The following is an 18,597-nucleotide window of genomic DNA, read 5'->3' as shown; positions in this document are numbered from 1 at the left end:
TAGCACAAATTTCTCTCTTGTGCACATATTACGACGTGCATATTGTGCAACACGTAGCAACACGAATGTGCCATGACCCAACTCGACATAGGTGGACAGAGAGCTTGTCGCGTCATACGGCGCAGCATGCACCGAATCATGGGACGTTTCCCGAGCATGAAATCCGGACGGAGCATCCACTGGGAATCGCAGCTCGAGCGCGATCTCGTGTACCTGCTCGAGTTCGATCCTGCCGTTGTCAGCTACCGTGAGCAGCCGGTGACCGTGCACTACGAGGACGCCGGTCGGCTCTGCCGCTACACCCCGGATTTCCTCGTGCAGATGGCATATGGCCTCCACGTGATCGAGGTGAAACCGGCGCGGATCGCGGAAGAGCCGGAATGGCGCGACCTCTTCGAGCGCATGGTGGCCCACTTCGCCAAAGAGGGAGCCAAATACGAGGTGCTGACGGAACGCGACATCCGTCGGCAGCCTCGCTTGGACAACGTCGCGCTGCTGCTGCGCTACCAAAGGCAAGCTGTTCAGGACGGTGCCGTCTCGGCGATCCGTGGCTGCCTGTCTGGTGACAGGATGATGCTGGCTGATCTGGCGCGGCGAATCGCTGAACGTGGAGGCGGAGTGGCAACCATCTATGCCCTCTTGGCCCAGCACATTCTTGCAACCGATCTCGACACGCCGCTCGGGCTCCAAAGCCCGATCTGGGTCGCACAGGAGTGAGTCATGCCCGCGATTCGGCTTGGCCTCAATACACGCATCAACCTCGACGGCCAAGTTTTCGCTGTCCGACGAAAGGTCGGCAACGGGATTATCCAGCTGGAAGGGGAGAATGACGGCGAGCTTCGGAACGTCTCCCGTGATGAGATCGCCTCGGCCGTCATGGCCGGGAATGCAAGTATCGTCCATGCCGATTCGTCGCAGGTGAGTGCCCAGGCGAAGGGCAATCCGGCCGACATCGACCTTTCCGCATTGCCGCAATCGCTGCAGAAGGAGGTTCGAAGGCGTCATGCCTATGTGGCGGCGGTCGAGAGCCCCACGGTCCCGCTGACTGGACGCCTTCTCCATCAAGCTTGTATCGCCGAAGTCGCCGAGAGGATCGGAGATGCGGGCCCTCCGGTTTTCCAGACCTTATACCGCTGGCTGAAGAAGTACCGGGACTCCGGTGGTGATGTCCGTTCCCTGATCCCGAACTCGGAGCGGCGGGGCAACCGGAAGCGCCGCTTCCCCCAGGAAGTTCAGGACGTGATCCAGCGTGTCATACAGGAGCGCTTCCTGATCACCGAGCGTCCGCGGGTCAGCGACATCATCGCTGCCGTTCAAGTGGATATCCAAAAGCTGAACACCGCCTGTTCCGCGGATTGCCAGCTGCCCGTGCCCAGTTATCGCACGCTGTTGCGCGAAGTGAAGCAGATAGATCGGTACCAATTCATCAAGGGCCGATACGGGAAGAAGGCTGCCGACATGGACAGTCGCTCGATCGGGCCCGGCGTCACGACATCCCGGCCCCTCGAGCGGGTGGAGATCGACCACACCAAGCTCGACATCATCGTGTGCGACGATCTCTTCGGCGTGCCCATCGGCCGCCCGTGGCTGACCGTCTGCATCGATCACTTCACCCGCATGCCGGTCGGGTATTACATGGGCTTCACCCCGCCCAGCACGGACAGTGTCCTGCTGGCGCTCCGGAACTCGATCCGGCCGAAGGACTGGGTTCGACAGCGGCATCCGGATGTTACCGGCGACTGGCCCTGCTACGGCATTCCGGAGGTCTTGGTCACGGACAACGGTGCCGAGTTTCACTCGCAGGACCTGGAACTAGCCAGCCTCCAGCTGGGAATGAGCCTGCAGCACACCAAGGTCAAGGCACCCTGGACCAAAGGCGTCGTGGAGCGCTTCTTTGGGGAAGTGAACCGGGCCCTGCTGGGCGGCATCCCAGGCACGACCTTCAATTCCGTCGCCGCCCGCGGGGATTACGATCCGCAGGGTAATGCCAAGATCCGCCTTTCGCAGTTGGACGGTCTGCTCTGCAAATGGTTCGTCGATGTCCACGGGGCCAAGGTCCACAGCGGCATCTCCGACATTCCTGCACGCCGATGGCGTGAAAGCGCGGACAGCTATCCGCCAAGGCTGCCAGCCGACATCCGCGACCTCGATATTCTGCTGGCGCGCAGCAGCGACCACAAGCTCCGCCAACTGGGAATTCAGCTCAACGGCCTCTGGTACAACAACGAAGCCTTGGTCAACCTGCGCAGCCGGTCCCAGAAGAACGTTTCGGTGAGCATCAAGTTCGATCCCCAGGATATCTCCACTATCCATGTCCTGGATCCGGAGACGCGGCGATACTTCCCGGTCGCGACGACGGCCAAGGATTATGCCGTGGGCCTCGGTCTTTGGCAGCACAAGGTCATCGTGCGCCAAGTGCGGGAGAGGAACGAGGGAGCCGTCGACCTGAAGTCCCTGGCCCTTGAAAAGGAACGCCTTCACGAGATGATCGAGGAGAGCATGGCCAAACCCCGCAGGAGGGAAGGCTTGGCCAAGGCCGGCCGCTTCCTGGAGGCCGGGGGAAAGCGGAGGCCGCCCGAGGATCACGGTGGCATCGGGCAGCATCCGCCGATGGTGGGCGGCGCGGTCGAGCAATCGTCGCCGGCACTCCCGGAACCTGCCGTCCGCTGGTTCGAAGACGAGGACGACGACGTCGCGGTCACCTTCGACATGTCCCGTACGGCAAAGGCGGAGCGAGCCACACCATGACTTCGCGCGACGACATCCTGTCCGGCGCCCATGCCCGTATCGAAGAGATTTTCGTCGATCACAAGCGATTCCGGGCCGCGTACCGACGGTTCGATGAATGCCGCGCCTCCTTCGGCCATGCCGCCGAGCCGGAATGCCTTCTCGTGATGGGGTCTTCGGGGGTGGGCAAGTCGACCCTCATGCGTCGCTATCTGCTCAATACGCCCATGCAAAGGACTGACGAGGGCTTGCAGGTGCCTGTCCTCACGGCGACCATACCGGTGCCGGCGACGATGAAGAACATGGCCGCGAGCTTGCTCGATCGCCTGGAGGATCCCCTGGCCGATCGTGGCACCCTGCTTCAGAAGACCCGCCGTCTGCGGCGGCTGCTGAAGGAATGTCAAGTCGAGCTGATCATCCTTGATGAATTCCAGCACTTCATCGAGCGGGACAGCGATCGGGTCATCCTCGACGTGTCGGACTGGCTGAAGAACCTGATATCCGAAACGGCGGTGCCGGTCGTCCTGATCGGACTGCCCAGCGCCAAGCGCGTCCTCGTCGCCAATGAGCAGCTCCGGCGCCGCTTCAGCGCGCAGCTCCACCTTGAGCCCTTCGGGTGGGGCGACGATGCCTCGCGCGACGAGTTTCGCCGCATTCTCAATGCCGTCGACCTCGCCTTGCAGATGCGGCAGCCCAGCGGTTTCGCCGATTTCGCCGATCGCTTCCATGTCGCGTCGCGGGGGCTCATCGCCACGGTCATGAAGCTGATCCGGGCCGCGGCACACCGGGCGATCCGGGAGAACGCGCCCCGGGTCGAATTGCGCCACCTGGCGCGCGCCTTCGACGAAAGGGTGTTTCCGGAGGACAGGCGGCCGAATCCCTTCCTGGATGGCTGGGACGGCAGCGTCATCACCACCCCTGACCCTGAGCCCGCGAACACCTCCGTATCGATCCGGAAATCGACTGGCCGGAAGCCGCGGCTGGGCGACAACCTGCATGCGTGAGCCATCGTGCCCTTAGACGATACCCGCCCCCTGGTTCGAACGCCCCGGCCGCAAGCGGGTGAGGGCTTCATGGGCTATCTGTTGCGCGTATCCGAAGCCAATGGATGCCCGGATCCCTATTGGCTGCTCCGTGCCTTGGGGTGCTCGGCCTATGCGCTGGCCACCTCAGGGACGCTCAAGCCTTTGGCCGATGCGCTTTCGCTCGAGGAGGTATCGCTCGAGGCCCTGCGGCACGCGCCGGCCTCCGACGGACCGGGTTCCCGGCAGGTGCGATTCGGCAGCGGGACGGTTCACCGGAGCGCCATCATTGCCGATCGAAGCCGCTACTGCCCGATATGCCTGGCCGAGGAAGGTTTCTTCCAATCGGTCTGGCAGCTTAAACCGGTAACGGCATGCCCGAAGCATGGAGTCCAGCTCCTGGAGCGATGCGCCGGGTGCGGCCGATCCGTATCGTGGAGGCGCGAAGAGCTGTTCCGGTGCCCCTGCGGCCATGACCTGCGCCAAAGCACCAGCCAGCCGGCATCGCCGGAATCCATGGCACTCTCCCGGGTGCTCATGGGAAAGCTCGGAAACCCTCTCCACGAAGTAGCGGATCCGGCGCTCCTGGCGGAGGCCTTCACCGCGCTCGAACTCGCAGATCTGGTGGATCACACGCTGTTCATCGGTGCGTACGTTTCCGGCCGGGGCCGCGGCGCCGGACGCCAGACCATGTCCCGGCTCATGGGCGACGCCGGCATCGATGTCTTTCAGCGCGTCGCGGTGATCTTGGCAGACTGGCCGAAGGCCTTCTTCGCTCTGCTTGACGATTTCCGCCGGCATGGAGGGGAGGGCGCCACGCATATCGGGCTGGAGATGGAGTTCCGCTCCTTCTATGCGGCCCTTTACAGCCGGCAATTCCGCGAGTCGGGGAAGTTGGGCTTGGTTCGCGGGGCATTCGAGACCTATCTGCGCAACCACTGGAGGGGCGGCTTCCTTGGTGCCAAGAACCGGCGGCTTGCCGACGACCTGCATGACCGGCAGCGTTATGTCCCGTTGGCCAAGGCTGCTCGCCTGATCGACATGCATTCCGGTGCCCTGGAGCGCGAGATCCGGGCTGGCCTGATCGAGGCATTGATCCTCCGCATGGGCAGTCGCACGCTGATCATGATCGATCGGGAGAAACTGGAGGCGTACCGCCTCAATCGTGACCAGATGGTGGGGCTCTTCGATGCCCGGCGAGTCCTCGGCCTGTCGAAGTCTCCCTTCCTCGATCTTGTGCGCGCGGGCATCGCCAAGGCGGTAAGGGGACCGACTCTCGACGGGTATGCATATTGGACGTTTCGCAAAACGGACCTTCAGCAACTGCTCGATACGATCCTGTCCGGTGTCCCGGAAAGCAAGCCGGGACCCGACCACATCGAGTATCGGAAGGCAGTCAGGATCGCCACCTATCGCGGGCTGGGGATCGTCGATTTCGTCAAGGCGATCCTCGGCAGGAACCTTCGGGTGGCCGGAGCCGACCCTCGGGCCGTCGGTATGGAGCGATGCTACTTCGATCCGGACGAGTTCCTGGCCTTTGCCAGCGGGGAGCGCCCCTTCGCCAACTGGACGGCTTCCGTCGAGGAGGCCGCGGCCCAGTTGGGGCTCAAGAGCCAAGTCACGTATCATCTGGTCCGCAGCAACCTCATCCGTTCCGTTTCGGTTTCCGAGGGCGGAAAGATCAGCTTGCGGGTTCCGCTGGACGCGATCCGGGAGTTCGAGACCAGCTATATCCCGGCGGCTGAGTTGGCGGTCCGATACGGCACATCGTCGCGACACCTCGCCGCCGTCCTCCAGCAGCATGGGATTGTCCCAGTAACCGGACCGACCGTGGATTCTGGCCGGCAGTACTTCTTCAGCCGGTCCCGGCTCGCCATGCGGGATGCGTCGGAGATCCTGGAGGGGATCCGCTCCCGCATTGATACGGCTTGACCCCGGAACTGAGCCTGGACGCGGTTCGCAGTTTATCTGTCACGACTTCATTGAAAAGTTCAGCTGTAACAACGTATTGCCACGATTGTCGCGAAAATCGGAGGTGCACCAAATGTCGAGAATCGACCTGATGCCGAGATTGCGCGATCGTGATTGCCTACCGGATCGACCTCAGCCGGCGCGAAACTAACCGGCTGTCCATCGCAATCGCCCGCAGGTCCTTGTGCCCACTGCTTTCTTCCGCGATCTGAGCCGAGACAGTACCTTGCCGACGCGGACCGCCGTCGTTGCGAGCAGTCCGGCATCCCCGGCGTCGAGGCTTCGCGCGATCACTACCCGCCGAGCGATCTCCACGGTATCGAGCGGATGGGTTGCCCTTCGCAGGACCTCCAGCACGAGGTATGGCAATTCACCTGGTTGGAAGACCGCCTGCCGGACCGAAGCGGGTGGGGAGGGTATGGTTCCGCCAGCGTCTGGGTAGAAAAGCTTGATGGCACCGTCCAGATGAACCAAGTCGGCATGGAGCTGGGTGAGCACCCGCTCGGTCTCCGTGATCAGATTAGCCAGCTCGGCCCGCTTGGCTACCAAGGTCGGCACCACATCGGCCTCGCTGCGAGATTCGAACATCTCCATGCTCCCCGCCACTGCTACCTCCTAGGGACGAGCTTTCCGCGCCCGGATAGTGGTTAACAGTTGCCGATCGATTCAGGCATCAACGGAACTATAAGTCAGATTATAGTTTATCAAGAATTTTTCATGTCCGATTGATGGATTAATCCGTCTCTTAGAGGAAACCTGCCTGCTGGTCGACAGCCGAGGAAATACCCTGTGAAGGAGCACATCGCCCACGCCATTCGGGAGGGGCGCAAAGCCCGGGGCTGGACGCAGGAGGAAATGGCCGGGCGCATAGGGATGGCGACCCAGTCCCTGTCCAACGTCGAACGCGGACAAGCCCTGCCATCACTCGAGACGCTGGCGCGCATCGCCGAGGTGCTGGAAATGCCGATCAGCTGGTTCCTGCCATCGGATGTCAAAGGAAAGTCGGAGCAGCGGCTTGCGCTGGACGCCCGTATTTCAACGCTTGTCGCCGCTCTGGATGATCGTGAGGCAGAAGTGGCGGCAGGTTTGCTTGCTGTCTTGTTGCGTGTGTATTCACGATCGGGCGGGTGATACAACTTATGAGGCTGCCGCGAACGGTTCAATCTTGTATATGCGACCGACCAATCGTCTACCCATTTGCCGTCTCTATGGTTGTTGATTCTCATCAGTCAATACAATCATGAATGTTAGAACAAAGCGTTGAAAGATCTTCTGAGAGAGGGCATCCTCAGCCGGTTAATGAGGGTTGAGGAAGCTATGGGGCAGACAGAATTTTTGACAGGCATCTCTGGTACGTTTCCGAGTGTCCAGAACGCTATCGAAGAGCTGCAAAATCTCTCAACCATCTTTATGAACCGATGGCACCGGGGCCAGTCTCAGCAAGCTGGCAATGCAAGTGAGAAGGCTATGGTCTGCTTTGATCACGTCGTTGGAGAGATCATGCGAGCTCGAGAGAGTAGAAAATATGGAGGAACCTATGCGGGCTCGCCTTTCGAAGTGGAAATGATTAAACCTTTAGGGCTGATAGCGACCAACGCCAGCTTGGCAGAACATCAGATGGTTAGAATGGCCGGACCGGGCAACGGTTCTCTCCCTTCGAGGTCCAATGGACACGCATCAATCACTCTGGAGAAAACGCTAAACAAAGTGAAGCATCGCAGCAAACTATACATGAATTTCCGGATCACAAACAGCAGGCACATATTTGTGATCTGCCCAGAGAATACTCACGACGGTAGCCCCGAAAGTGTAATTGAGTTTGATGTGGAAGATTTTTGTCAGCTCTGCTTACAGACTGCCGCAGTCATGTAAGTCAGGCAATGCATGCCTCGATGTTCTTGAGATTCACTATCACGGCTCCTTTGAAGCTCAAGGGTGTCAGGTCGCCCGATACGACGCAATTTTGGATTCATCCGCATTCCTGGTGCACAACGAGTGCGCCGAAGGGTGACGAGATTTATGTCGGAAGGAGCACTTTTTTCCCGAAATTGCCGTTTTCTCAGTATCCGACTCGCTGCTGTCCCTGCTCCCCGTTGGTCTCACAGTTAAGCGGAGTATTGTCCATCCTAATCGCGTCACTGTTGGCACTCGCGCTCGCACCGCCACAGCGTCTTGCCCCATTGCCCACGCTCAATAGGCAGGCCATCGGACGCTTGGAGATGTCGATGCCAAAGGTCCGGAGTTGGGTGGCCAACTCGGCATAGTACGTGGTCCTGATGACTATTGCAGGAGCATGAAGCGGCCCAGCTTCGGTCCGCATTGCCTCGCCTGAAATGCTCCTCAAGGATCTGTCGTTGCCTCAGTTGAAATGTTCCCCAGCGGTTGACAGCTGCGGGAGCAGAGATGAGGCGGGTAAGCATGGCGACCAGGAATGAGTTGGTTGAAGCGATTGCGGCGCGATATGCCCGGAGTGACCGGGCGGAAAAGGCGCGTATTCTGGACGAGTTCGTTGCGGTGACTAATTTTCACCGCAAGCATGCGATGCGTCTGCTGCGCGGCGGAGCGTCGGCCGGGCGGTCAGGTCCGCGCCCGAGCCGCCGGATCTACGATGATGCGGTGCGCGAGGCGCTGCTGGTCATGTGGGAAGCGTCGGACCGGATCTGCGGCAAGCGGTTGAAGCCGCTGGTACCTGTTCTGCTCGACGCGATGGAGCGCCATGGTCACCTTACCCTTGAGGCGAAGGTGCGGGCGGGATTGCTGGCAATGAGCGCCGCGACGATTGACCGGGCTCTGCGTGCGGCCCGGGAGAAGACCGGACAGCGCGGGCGCCGACGCGGATCGGCTTCGTCGGCTGTCCGGCGGAGCATCCCGGTGTGCACTTTTTCCGACTGGGAAGATCCGCCGCCCGGGTTCATCGAGGCGGATCTGGTGGCCCACAGCGGCCCGGTGGCGAGCGGCAGCTTCATCCAGCCGCTGGTGCTGACCGACATTGCCACCGGCTGGACCGAATGCGCGCCGCTGCTGGTGCGCGAGCAAACCGTGCTGGTCGAGGTGCTGAGTGAAGTTCGCAAGCTGCTGCCGTTCGGGCTGCTCGGGTTCGACACCGATAACGACACGGTGTTCATGAACGAAACCGTGCGCGATTACCGCCAGGTGGCCGGCATCGAGTTCACCCGCTGTCGGCCCTACCGCAAGAATGACCAAGCGTGGGTTGAACAGAAAAACGGGGCGATCGTCCGGCGGATTGTCGGCTACCGGCGCTACGAGGGTTTGGAAGCGGCCGCGGAACTGGCCCGGCTCTACGCGACGGTCCGGCTGTTCATCAACTTCTTCCAGCCCTCGCTCAAGCTGGCCAGCAAGCAGCGCGAGGGCGCGCGGGTGCGCAAGCAGTATCACCCGCCGGCAACGCCGGCTCAGCGGCTGTTGACGGACCCCAGGACGTCGGAGGACGTCCGGCTCCGGATCAAGGCTTGGCAAGCGACGCTGGATCCCGTTCATCTGCTCAGCGAGATGTGTTCGGCCCAGCAGCGTCTGGTCGAGATCGCCGACCGGACGCTGCCGTCGGAGTACGAGGCAAGCCCGGCGCCAACGCTCGAGGAGTTTCTCAGCGGGCTGCGAACTGCTTGGCAGGGCGGTGAGGTGCGGCCGACCGCACAGCCCAAGGCGGCGGCCAAACGAACGCGTCGGCGGCCCGACCCGTTTGCAACGGCTTCCGAGCGGTTGCGGGACTGGTTTGAAGCCGAGCCCTGGCGAACCGGCCGGGAGTTGCTGGACCGGCTGCAGGCGGAGCACCCAGGAGTTTATCCGGACGGTCAGCTTCGGACGTTGCAGCGCCGCCTGAAGATCTGACGGCAAGAGACGGCACACAAAATGGTGTTTAACGCCTTGTCCGGTATTGATGGGGCCGAATGAGATGTGGAAACGTGAACATGACGGTGAGGCAACGACAAGCCATTCGGGAACATTTTTCGGTGAGGCAATACGTGTTCTCATCTTGATTGTCGCGGAACACGCCACCAAGCCCAAGCAGGGTCTGACGATGCTGAGGCGGGCGCTGGACACTGGTGTGCCCTGCGCCTGGGTGACGGGAGACAGCGTCTACGGTGCGGATAGCGCCATTTGACGCGAACTGGAGCGCCGCCGGATCGGCAACGTGCTGACCGTCACCAGCGGCCAGCGCCGGTGGCCGGGCACGGTGAGCGATTGCTTCGAGGAGGTGCCGACCGACGGCTGGCACCGGCTCAACACTGGCGACGGCGCCAAGGGACCAAGGCTGTACGACTGGGCCTATCTGCCTTTTCGCGGCACCTCGGACAGGTGGCAGAAAGGCTTGCTGATCCGGCGCCGCATGGGCGACGGCGAGTTGACGTACTATCGACCTGCGCCCCGGAAGGCACTGCCCTGACTGATCTGGTGCATGTGGCTGGTGCGCGCTGGACCATTGAAAGCAGCTTCGAGATGGCCAAGCAAGAGGTTGGGCTCGACCAGTACGGGGTCCGCTCCTGGACCGGCTGGTATCGGCACATCACCTTGGCCCTGCTTGCCTTGCCTTTCTCACCGTCCTGCGCAAGGCGGCAATCGGGGGGAAGGGACCCGGCAGACCTGGCGGCCGACCTTCTACCCCTGACCGTGCCCGAAGTGCGCCGCCTGCTTCATCGACTCGTCATCCAAATCCCGTGCGAGCCAGACACCATTATCGCTTGGTCACATTGGCGACGACGCCACCAGCAACGAGCTCGACACAGTCATTGGAAACGACGAACCGCAATCGATAGTAAACGGCCTGTAGGATTGTGTCCCGGCGCGTGGCGTAGCTGCGCCGGGACACGACAGTGACATGGGTGACGAAACCCGGTCCCTATGCCGATGGTGGCGGATTGTATCTCCGCCTCGAACCGTCTGGCGCCAAGTCGTGGGCGTTCCGATTTCGGGTGGATGGGAAGCGTCACGACAGCGGTGACCACTCTGATTCCATGCGGAGTGGCCATAGCCACGAAATCGTCACCCGGACGATTTCCTCCCGTCACCAGATCCCGACGCGGCCATCGCGAACGGGTGCGCGCGATGCCAGACAAGCCGCATCCTGTGCTTGTCGGTCAGCGGAACCGGCCGCTTCCAACGCAGTTCGTCCCTGGCCGCTTTGCTCAGGGCCGGGGAGAAAACCGGACACCCGTCGTCATCGAAGGTAACGAGCCCCCGGTCGAAGGCGGCGTCCCACAGCGCCGACAGCAGAAGCCCGTTGTGGACGTTCAGCCGTTCGACATCGTCCGAACAATCCTTCCAGGGGATGATGTGGGAGGCGCGCATGAGGGCCGGATCGGTGATCCCGGTCAATGGGCAACAGCCCTGCCAATAGGTCATCAGCCGGTCGCGAAAGATGTCCTGGCCGACGCGCTGAACGACTAGGCGCTCCGCCTCGGTGGCTTTCGGAAGGTCTTTGACGGCGGCGCGGAACGCCTCCAGAGGACCGTCGGGCAGAGTCACGCCCAAGGCGTAGACCTTGGGAAGCACGCCGTAGAGTTCGGCCAGGGTGGGATAGGCATAGCGGGCAATGCCGGGACCGTCGATATCGGCGCGCGGATGTGGCAGCTCCTCGACCACGCCCGCGTGGTCGAGGGCGAGGTACCACGGCCCCGTCGGCCCGGCTGCGGCCAATGCGATGGCTCCCTTGGCGGTGGTCGACCCGAAGCGCGCCCAGCCATCCAACTCCCCCAGCGGACGGCGGAAGCCGTTCTGCCAAGTGGCCTTGCGGCATTCCTCGGCGACGACGAAGCCTTGGGGCGCTTCGAGCACGGCTCAGGCGGCCGGCGACAAGCCGATTTCCACGAGCAGTCGCTTGGCTTTCTCCAGGCGGCCACCCTCCGTCTTCGAGCCCTTGCGGAGGCGGATCTCCGTTTCCCAATCCTCCACCTTCTCAGCCTCGGAGAGCCAATGCGCCGTGGCGGCCAACTCCAGCACCGTGATATTGGTCGAAGCGAACCGCTTGACCAGATCGCGCAAGTTCCGATCATCCAGATAGCTGAACCGGTGGGAGTCCGCGTCGGCGAGGGCTTCGAAGATGCTGTAGCGTGCCCCGTCCGACTGGCGCCGTTCGAACTTCTCTTTCACCAGATCGAACGCTTCGGCGTCGAGGACGGCGCTATCCAGGTCGCGGGAATAGGGACCGAAATGGTGATAGGTGTAATCGAACCCGCTATGCGCCCCAAGTTGGTCCAGGAGGTAGGCGATCTTCTGCAACCGGATGCGGCTGACGAGCCGTCCCCCGGCCGCCTGTACGATGTCGGCGACTTGTTGTTCTGGCATCACGGTCATGGCGTCCTCTTGATCCTGCGGGCCTTGTCCCGGTCTTCTTTATTGGCGAAATAGAGACGGGTATATCGCTTCTTGGGTTCGAGCGCGCGAACGAGGTCCGACAGCTTGCTGATCTCCACCGGCTTGTTGGCGTCCAGGATGTGCAGTTTCTTGTGCATCTTGTCATCGTCGCCGCCGACCTCCGCGTAGATGCCGATGGCGGCGTTTTCGTCCAGCATAACCGTTTCAGCCTCGATTTGATCCTTGAACCGATCTTTGATCCGCCGCAACTGCCTGCGCTGCCGCCCAGAATCCTCTCCGAACTCCGCGATGTCGAGCGATTTGTACAGACGCCGTTCCTTCAGACGGCCAGCCGTCTCCGCGATGACCGGGTCCTTCGCCTTGGATAGGGCGTCGAGCGAGCCGAGTATCAGCATATCGTCGAGGGCGAGGTAGTTCGTCACGGTCTCACCGTCCGCCGCGAAAAAGCTCAGCAGCGGGTGGCCATCCGGCAGGCCGGTCTTGCCCGCGTTTCCATCCGTCGCGTCGGCGAGGTTGGCGACCGCGCGGAGCAGCTTGGCGATCATGTGCTCGACGCAGCGGGTCGTCTTGTGGAAGTAGACTTGCTGATGCAGGGTGTGGCGCGCCAGCAGGAACTGTTCCGCCGCCGGCAGAGCCTTGGCCGTCAGGCAGAAGGTCGGCACCCGGCGCGGCTCGTCCCCGTCTTCGTCCGGAGCGTCCAACTCGATCTCCGCGACCCGCACATTGTCGATCAGCCAGTCGAAGTCGAGCCCGCCGGCCCCGGTTCCCGTCATCAGCTTGTCGCGGCGCAGATAGTCCAGCCTGTCGGCGTCGAAGGAGCTGGATACGATGGCGTGGTGGATATCCTCCGGGTCCTCCTTCTCAAGCAGTGCCGCGACTTCTTCGGTGAATCCGGGCTTATGGCCTTCGAGCAGCGGACGGATGCATCCTTCCGGGTTGCGGATGATGTCGGCGGTCCATTTCTCATGCCGCCGCTTGACCCCGCGGGAGGCCTGGACGCCCTCGAAGGTGTGGCTGAAGGGACCATGGCCGAGGTCGTGCAGCAGAGCGGCGATCAGCGCCACCTCCGCCTTTGGACGCTCAAAGTCTTTTCCCAGCCGCTTCATCTCCCTGCGAACGACCTCCACCAAGGTGCGCGCGGTGTGGAACACGCCGATGGAGTGGGCAAAGCGGGTGTGGACGGCACCGGGGAAGGTAAACTCGGACACGCCGAGTTGCCGGATGCGGCGCAGGCGCTGAAACTCGGGAGTGTCAATCAAACTCCATGCGAGCAGATCAATCTTCGTGTCATCGAAAACGATCAAACCATGCACCGGGTCGCGGAGACGCTTTCCCATCCAGGGTCCTCAGCCAGAGAATTTCCCGGAATCTAAGTGCGATTTTACGCTCATGCAACTGAAGCGTCTTGGGCGAGCGATCCCGTTTCGTCGCACTTCAGGCGGCGGCACCCAAATTCCGAGCCGCACCAAGCATGGCCGTCACCTGTTCCACAGGTGTGCCGCCGATATTCCCATCGCGGCCTCCACGGCGTTCGCCGCCCGCGTTATGGCGTACAGATTGATGTCACCGAAGGCGCCCTGATATTTCGCCAGATAGCTTTCGCTTCTGGGCTGAAGCCCGTTCCGCCTCGCGACGAGGTAAGCCGCCATCTCGGCCTCGACCTCCATCAGCGCAAGGGATGTCGAACGGCGGTCGGCGATACGCCGTCCGCGGTCCTCGCCCAGATGGCCGAGGAAAAGATGCCCCAACTCATGCGCCACGGTGACGAACCGAGTGGGAACGGGGTGGTTCTTGTTGTATGCGAGCTCGTAAAGGTTTTTGCCCTTCTCGGACTTCGACTTCTCCAGAAGCCTGATCCAGCCGGCTTGCGCGTCCCCGGCGTCGAGCTGGGTGATCACGATCCTCTCTTTCTTGATTGAGCTTATCAGCCAAGAAAACTCATCTTCCTTCAACGCCCCGAAGGTCGGAAAGGAGAACGCACCGTCTGGCAGGGCATGCCCTTCCGTATCCTGCACGTCGAACACGAAATCGACTGGCCCCTTCATCCGCAGGATCAGCAACGGCCGCGCGCCCATCTTGGGAACCCGACCGAAACGGTTCCACCAATCCGACGCGGAGGCGGCATGGGTAAGCCCCGGCTTCTGGATGTGGAGAAGCATTCCGTTGAAGGGGGCGAATTCACGGAGCCGGATCGTGAATTCCATCAGCTCCCTGACCGCCTCTTGGCTGTCGTAGAGTCTGGTCGCCGAGATAAGCTGGTCGATCAGCGCGCGTTCGGTCTCATTCCGGCTGGTCTCGGCGAAGGCGAACAGGTCTGGCTGGACGGGGCGCGGCACTGCGCCAGGATATCCCGGCAGGGCCGCTGGCGACATCAGGGGATCGACGACACCAAGACGGACTTCCTCCAGGAAGAACATGACATAGCTGCGGACGGCATCGATCTCGTCGCGGCCGTATCCGGCTTCCGCCAGATGGCGGACGACGGCTTGCAATGAAGTCCTTGCGTCATCGCCCGGCCACGTCCGCGACGAGAGCGCCGCGAGGAACAGGGGCTTGAGCTGGGCATATCGCCTCGGATCGATCACGCCCATCGGGTCACATCCCCATCGCCCGGAAGCCGCCGTCGGCTTCCATCCGGTCCCAGGCGGCGAGCACGAGCCGGCGGGTGCGGTATTCGCCGTACTGGCGGATTTCCTTTTCCTTCAGCACCCGGAAGGTCTCCGACGGGTAATCGGGACCTTTCACGTCGGCGGGGTCGAGGATGTAGCGCAGCTCGTCCCGGTCGAGGCCGTAGGCGCGGGCGTAGAAGGCGTCGAGATCGGCGCGCAGCAGGGCGCGCCGCTCCTCGTCCCAGCGGAACGGCGGCCCGTCATAGCCGAGGTCGCGGGCGAAAGGGGCGAGACTGTGGGAGGTGTAGGTGAGTTCAAGGACTTTCGGTACGACGAAGGAGAGACGGGGTTCGGTGTAGAAGGCAGGAGGCAGGATGGGTAATTGGTAGACAGTTCCTTGAGGGATGCTCGTTTGGCTTATTTTATTCCGCAAGCAATAATCCACAACCATGCAGTTTAAAGAGGACGCCAGGATTGCTGAATTGATCGTGAATTCAGCAAAAACAAGAATCCAGCCATAGGTGACTGGAATAAACGGCAGCAATGCAGCAACACCAGTTCGCTCATTAGTGCTGCTTGAAACGCGTCGCATTCCGAGAAAATGAGTTTCGCATCTAACGGTTCGACGCCTAAGGCGAACATCGAAGAAATCTTCGTGAACCCAGTAATTTGGCATCGGCTCAAATGACGGATCTTCGTGTTCGGATAGTGAGGCAGGGCGAGTACCTCCATTCTCGCTTGTTGCAAATCGATGATCGAACTGCCAACCGTATTCCCCTTCGTGAAGAGGCAACCATTTTCCACTCTTCAAACTGCTAGATGCCGCTGCTGAAGAAACATAAATTACCATCATGTCGTTTCTGGAAGCATTAGATGGGAAATCGTTGCGCTGCCGAAACTCTGAAGCGTCCTCGGTTACATGAATAAAACGGGAATGTATATCGAGGTTCCAACGGTTCCCTGGGTTCCCAATGGCAGCTCCGGTTTTCTCTTCAATCAGCACCGGTACATTTGCATAGATCTTCGCCGTTAACTCCGCATCGGCACGAGAGCGAAAGACGGGGGCAGTGCGGGTGTTCGGGTTCAGGCGGGCAATGGCGTCCGGCGTCAGGGTGAAGTTGCGCTCCGGCTCCACGGCCTGAGCCGGATCGGTGAGGAAGAAGGCAAACCGCGCAACGCCTTCGCCATGGCCCACTGTCAATAAGCAAAACTTCATGCGACTATCCACGGCAGGAAACAGCCCGGCACGGTTTTCAAAATCCACCAATTGGGACAAGCGTCTGTCTGAGACCATTGCTGCGAAGAAGGGCGCGGTTGTCGCATCCGTCGCGATACCGGTCGGCACGATCACTCCAGACCGCCCCTTGGGTCCGGATAAGCGCGAAAACAACTCGGCAAATAGGGCGTAAGTGTTCACATCTCCGCGCCCGGTCAGAGGGAACCGCCCACCCTCCTCGCCAGGGATGCGAACAAACTCACTGGCCGCTTCGGCTTCCCGCTTGGCGGCGATGAAGGCGATGTGCAGCCCTCGATCAAGGCTATCCACCTCCGCCTCTTCCAGGACCTTGATCAGCTTCTCACGCGCCGCCTTGTTGGCGGCGGCCGCGATGGCGGGGGAGCGGGCGGCGAAGAACTCCAACTCCTGTAGCTTGATCCGTTCCCACGGCGGGTTGCCCAGCACCACGTCGAAGCCGCCGCGCTCCATGATGTCGGGGAACTCCAGCGGCCAGTGAAGGGCACGGGCCATGTCGGCCAGTTGGTCCACTCGGGCGACCAGCGGGCCATAGAGGCCGCGGCCGGCCATGGCGTCCCAGACATGCGAGGTCGTCGGGATCGTCACCGTGTTGCGGTTGGCCGGCACGCCGCCCACCTTCGGCGCCAGGAAGGCCGCGACATAAGCATCGCAGGCGATCTTCCAGCCGTACCAGTCGGAGCGGCGGCGCAGGTCGCGGAAGCGGGCGGCCTTGGTCTCGATCTCCGCCAGCGTGGTCTCCGGCAGGTGGCGCAGATCGGCGCCCAGGTCGGCCAGTTGCCGTGCTGCGGGCAGCGATCCGCCGCCGCGCGCGAAGTCCAGGCTGCCCTGGCCGGACTTTTCGCTTTTGTTGCGCTTGGCGCAGTGCTTGGCCGTCTCCTTGTCGTCGCCGGACAGCGGCTTGTAGGCGGCATCCGGGATGCCCTGTTCCAGGGCCTTCAGGTCGAACACGCCCAGCAGCGAATCGCCGCAGCGGATCTGCGCGTCGAAGAAGCCCAGCGGCAGGCCGGGGTCCACCGTCTCGATCCACAGCGCCACCTGCGTCAGCTCCACCGCCATGGGGTTCTTGTCGACCCCGTGAAGGCAGCAGCGGGCCACGTCGCGCAGCGCGTGGCGGAAATCCTCCAGGGAGGGCGTTCCCGCGGCGCGGATGCGGGCGACGCGGGTGGCGATGCGCCGGGCGGCGGCCAGCAGGAAATGGCCCGATCCGCAGGCCGGATCGATGACGGTGAGGGCGAGCAGGGCCGCGGCCTTGTCGTCGGATTCCGCCTCCGCCCGGTCCAGCACCGGGTCGAGCGCCGTGTCCAGCAGGGCCTGCACCAGACTGTCCGGCGTATAGTAGGAGCCGGTGGTCTTGCGCTGGTTGCCCTTCCGCTCCGCCGCGTCGGAGGCGAAGGCGAGCGCACGGCCGCCATCGGCCAGTTGCGGCTGAAGCTCCAGCAGGGACTCGTAGACCGACCCCAGCTCCTCCGTCTCCATGGCGCGCCAGTTGACCGGGACCATGCCGGCCTTGTCGGTCAACCAGGACAGCCGGTACACCGCCTCCATGAAGGCGCGGTTGGACAGGGTCGCGGTTTCCAGATGCGGCAGCCGGTCGGAGCCGAACAACCCGCCCAGCGCCGGCAGGCCCAGCGCCGGCTCGCCGCGGGCGAGCGCCCGGAAGGCGACCTTCAGGCACTCGTAGCGGTCGTGGTGGCGGTCCCACGAGGCGCGGCGCACGGACTGCGCCCGCAGCGCCGTCAGGCCGTAGCCCTCGGCGTAGAGCCGGCGGGCATCGATGCCGGCGCCGGCGGGATGCAGCAGGTTGCGGTCCTCCGCCACCATCAGGAAGATCAGGCGGTAGACTAGGCGCAGAAGCTCGTTGAACCAGCCGGTCAGCGGAATTTCCCCCGATGCCAGCCGCGCCGCCAGATCGGGATTGGCGCCCAGGAAGCCGGTGCCCAGAACGCGCAGGGCGTCCTCCACTTGGCCGGCCAGACGGTCGCGCGCCGCCTCCCCCTCGCGCGACCCGGCGTCGCGCCAGCGCTCCAGCGCGCAATCGGCGGCGGTGCCGCCCGTCCGCCCGAAACGCGAGCGGTGGATCAGCAGCCACAGCGCCGTGAAGGAGGCCGCGTCCTCGGTGGTGAAGATCTGCCCCAGATCCGCCTCGATATAGGCCGGGCGCGTCAGCGAGGCGTTGTCGCGCATCAGGCGCAGGCGGGTCCCGTTGGTCACCAGACCCCACAGCGTGTCGTCGCTCTCGTTCAGATGATCCTGGAGCGCGAAGGCGGGGGACCGGGCGCGGTCGGCCGACAGGGTCGGGCTGCGCCGGTCCAGCGCCTCGGCCGGCGGCACGACCACCACCGGAACCCGCCCGCCAGCGATGAAGGACGTGGGACCCTCGGCCGGCGCCAGATCGTCGAACCCGAAGGTCTCCTTCAGGAAATCGCGCATGAAGCGGCGCGTCGCCCCGGCGGACGGGGCCTCGGCCTTGGCGAAGGCGTCGAAATGGGACTGGCCGACGCGGAAGGCGATGGAGACCTCGTCGCGCGCCGTCAGGCCCTTGCGGATGCCGTAGCTCTCCTCGGCCTGTTCCGGCGCCTCCCGCCGGTCGATCTTCGCGACCATGGCGGGCGCGATCAGGTTGCCCTCCAGCGTCAGCGAGGGCCATGCGGACATATCGGTAATGGGCTTGCGCGGCATG

General features: G+C 62.8%; 14 protein-coding genes and 2 pseudogenes. 10 read left to right on the top strand and 6 right to left on the bottom strand.

Going from position 1 to position 18,597, the window contains the following annotated elements; genetic code table 11:
* Window positions 1-156 precede the first annotated feature (156 nt).
* From N825_RS37055 to N825_RS37050, 4 genes are read left to right on the top strand one after another with little or no spacing between them, the layout of a single operon-like run.
* On the top strand, window positions 157-717 hold the full coding sequence (locus tag N825_RS37055; RefSeq protein WP_051513329.1) for a TnsA endonuclease N-terminal domain-containing protein: 561 nt from the start codon (window positions 157-159) through the stop codon (window positions 715-717).
* 3 nt (window positions 718-720) lie between these two features.
* Complete coding sequence (locus tag N825_RS27830) at window positions 721-2,748, top strand: Mu transposase C-terminal domain-containing protein (RefSeq protein ID WP_037459189.1); 2,028 nt, start codon at window positions 721-723, stop codon at window positions 2,746-2,748.
* The gene (locus N825_RS27825) at window positions 2,745-3,731 is read left to right on the top strand and encodes a TniB family NTP-binding protein (RefSeq protein ID WP_051513327.1); all 987 of its coding nucleotides are present in this window, start codon (window positions 2,745-2,747) and stop codon (window positions 3,729-3,731) included. The genes N825_RS27830 and N825_RS27825 overlap by 4 nt, the downstream gene beginning before the upstream one ends.
* 6 nt (window positions 3,732-3,737) lie before the next feature.
* Entirely contained in the window at window positions 3,738-5,681 is a 1,944-nt protein-coding gene (locus tag N825_RS37050) for a TniQ family protein (protein ID WP_281174386.1), read from the top strand.
* Between the two features lie 186 nt (window positions 5,682-5,867).
* Here N825_RS37050 and N825_RS37045 read toward each other — a convergent pair whose 3' ends face one another.
* Entirely contained in the window at window positions 5,868-6,314 is a 447-nt protein-coding gene (locus N825_RS37045) for a hypothetical protein (protein ID WP_157619584.1), read from the bottom strand.
* A gap of 195 nt (window positions 6,315-6,509) precedes the next feature.
* On the opposite strand from N825_RS37045, the gene N825_RS27810 reads away from it, so the two are divergent.
* The 6 genes and pseudogenes from N825_RS27810 to N825_RS40935 all read left to right on the top strand — a co-directional run.
* Window positions 6,510-6,851 carry a helix-turn-helix transcriptional regulator gene (locus N825_RS27810; protein ID WP_051513323.1) on the top strand — a complete coding sequence of 114 codons (342 nt, stop codon included), beginning with the start codon at window positions 6,510-6,512 and terminating at the stop codon, window positions 6,849-6,851.
* Between the two features lie 129 nt (window positions 6,852-6,980).
* Window positions 6,981-7,592 (top strand): hypothetical protein, encoded by a 612-nt coding sequence (locus tag N825_RS39220; RefSeq protein ID WP_157619583.1) that lies wholly within the window; start codon window positions 6,981-6,983, stop codon window positions 7,590-7,592.
* A 531-nt stretch (window positions 7,593-8,123) separates the two neighbouring features.
* A pseudogene (locus N825_RS27805) lies at window positions 8,124-9,563 on the top strand (ISNCY family transposase); the annotation flags it as partial.
* Window positions 9,564-9,714: 151 nt separating this feature from the next.
* A complete protein-coding gene (locus N825_RS41055; protein WP_425423755.1) occupies window positions 9,715-9,843 on the top strand; it encodes a hypothetical protein in 129 nt (42 codons plus the stop codon).
* A 72-nt stretch (window positions 9,844-9,915) separates the two neighbouring features.
* Window positions 9,916-10,125, top strand: coding sequence for a hypothetical protein (locus N825_RS41050; RefSeq protein ID WP_157619582.1), 210 nt, complete (start codon window positions 9,916-9,918; stop codon window positions 10,123-10,125).
* Between the two features lie 427 nt (window positions 10,126-10,552).
* A pseudogene (locus tag N825_RS40935) lies at window positions 10,553-10,660 on the top strand (Arm DNA-binding domain-containing protein); the annotation flags it as partial.
* A gap of 61 nt (window positions 10,661-10,721) precedes the next feature.
* Here the strand turns inward: N825_RS40935 and N825_RS27795 are convergent.
* From N825_RS27795 to N825_RS27775, 5 genes are all read right to left on the bottom strand, one after another.
* Window positions 10,722-11,513 carry an HNH endonuclease gene (locus tag N825_RS27795; protein WP_051513319.1) on the bottom strand — a complete coding sequence of 264 codons (792 nt, stop codon included), beginning with the start codon at window positions 11,511-11,513 and terminating at the stop codon, window positions 10,722-10,724.
* A gap of 3 nt (window positions 11,514-11,516) precedes the next feature.
* Window positions 11,517-12,032, bottom strand: coding sequence for a hypothetical protein (locus tag N825_RS27790; protein WP_037459188.1), 516 nt, complete (start codon window positions 12,030-12,032; stop codon window positions 11,517-11,519).
* The gene (locus N825_RS27785) at window positions 12,029-13,312 is read right to left on the bottom strand and encodes an HD domain-containing protein (RefSeq protein WP_211098418.1); all 1,284 of its coding nucleotides are present in this window, start codon (window positions 13,310-13,312) and stop codon (window positions 12,029-12,031) included. Before N825_RS27785 ends, N825_RS27790 begins: the two co-directional genes overlap by 4 nt.
* Before the next feature lie 219 nt (window positions 13,313-13,531).
* The gene (locus tag N825_RS27780; RefSeq protein ID WP_037459183.1) at window positions 13,532-14,644 is read right to left on the bottom strand and encodes an ImmA/IrrE family metallo-endopeptidase; all 1,113 of its coding nucleotides are present in this window, start codon (window positions 14,642-14,644) and stop codon (window positions 13,532-13,534) included.
* A gap of 4 nt (window positions 14,645-14,648) precedes the next feature.
* Window positions 14,649-18,596, bottom strand: a complete 3,948-nt coding sequence (locus tag N825_RS27775; protein WP_037459181.1) for an Eco57I restriction-modification methylase domain-containing protein — start codon at window positions 18,594-18,596, stop codon at window positions 14,649-14,651.
* Window position 18,597 lies beyond the last annotated feature (1 nt).

The organism is Skermanella stibiiresistens SB22 (assembly GCF_000576635.1).
Lineage (GTDB): Bacteria > Pseudomonadota > Alphaproteobacteria > Azospirillales > Azospirillaceae > Skermanella > Skermanella stibiiresistens.
Note: the sequence above shows the minus strand (reverse complement) of the source record. Positions and strands in the feature narration are given on the sequence as shown.